This is a genomic window from Variovorax sp. Varisp85 (assembly GCF_047304045.1).
Lineage (GTDB): Bacteria > Pseudomonadota > Gammaproteobacteria > Burkholderiales > Burkholderiaceae_C > Variovorax.
Map to the genome: position 1 here is coordinate 1 of NZ_JBGLYN010000144.1, position 1015 is coordinate 1015.

1 protein-coding gene and 1 pseudogene are annotated in these 1015 nt (G+C 65.6%); both read left to right on the forward strand.

Features of this window, described 5'->3' with window-relative positions:
• Positions 1-481 (forward strand): annotated as a pseudogene (locus tag ACCC97_RS28760) (sel1 repeat family protein); the annotation flags it as partial.
• 118 nt (positions 482-599) lie between these two features.
• On the forward strand, positions 600-1015 hold a 416-nt coding region (locus tag ACCC97_RS28765), incomplete at its 3' end, for a tetratricopeptide repeat protein (RefSeq protein WP_413336377.1).

Sequence of the window (1015 nt, forward strand, 5' to 3'; positions counted from 1 at the left end):
TCCCCCGGCACCGTTGCCCCAGTGGGACATGAGCGAGCCCAAGACGCTCATCGATGCCGCCAAGGCCGTGGTGCCTGCTGCTTCTTCGCCGCCGCAAGCGCCGGCACCATCGTCCCAGCGCACCAGTCGGCTCGAAGGTGCCGAGCGCGGCCTGCTGTCTGCTCACACGCGCGTGGCCCAGGGCATCGCGCGGGAGGCCGAGGTGCCCACGCCGCAGGTGCGATGCAGCGGCGCCGCGCGCTGCCTCGTCACGGGCATCTGGCAGGCGCGCGTACCGGACGACCACCCGCATGCGGCATCGTTCAACCAGTGGCATCGCCAGTCCTACGTGATGGAAGGCCAGCTCTTCCCCGATCCGCGCGAGCAGCACCTGGACATCGATCCGGCGCAGGTCATCTGGACCTGGTGGAACCAGGCCAACCCTCTGGGCTTCAGCAAAATTCCGCAGGTCGGCGTGGGCAATCCGCCCGTGGTGGGGTGAACGCGCGGTGATGCAAGGCACCAGCACAGCCGGGGCGGCAGTCCTGTTTGCTGCCGCATTCCTTCTGGCGGGATGTCCCATGCAAGACGACTCCAAAGCCCAGCCTCACCAACCCTTCATGTCTGACAGCAAGCTGCCGCGCTTCACCAGGCTCGACAAGTTCGATCCGCACCGCAAGGACTTCGTCTGCAAACACGAGGCCGACGCCAACCCGCCCATCACGGCAGAAGCCGAAGCACTGTTCCAGCAGGCGCTGGCGCTGGTGAGCTATGAGAAGTGGTCAGAGGATCGCAACTACGCCAAGGCGGCCCAGCTTTACGAGCAGGCGATGAAGCTGGGCCACTGGAAGGCACAGTTCAACCTGGCAGGGCTCTACCTGCAAGGGCTGGGCATTGAGCAAGACCCCGAGAAGGCCATCGAGCTGACCGAAGACCTGATGCGCAAGGGGGTGCCGGCGGCCTGGGACAACATGGGCACGATGTACATGGGCGGCATTGGATCGCTCAAGCAGGATGCGACGGTGGCGTATGCGTT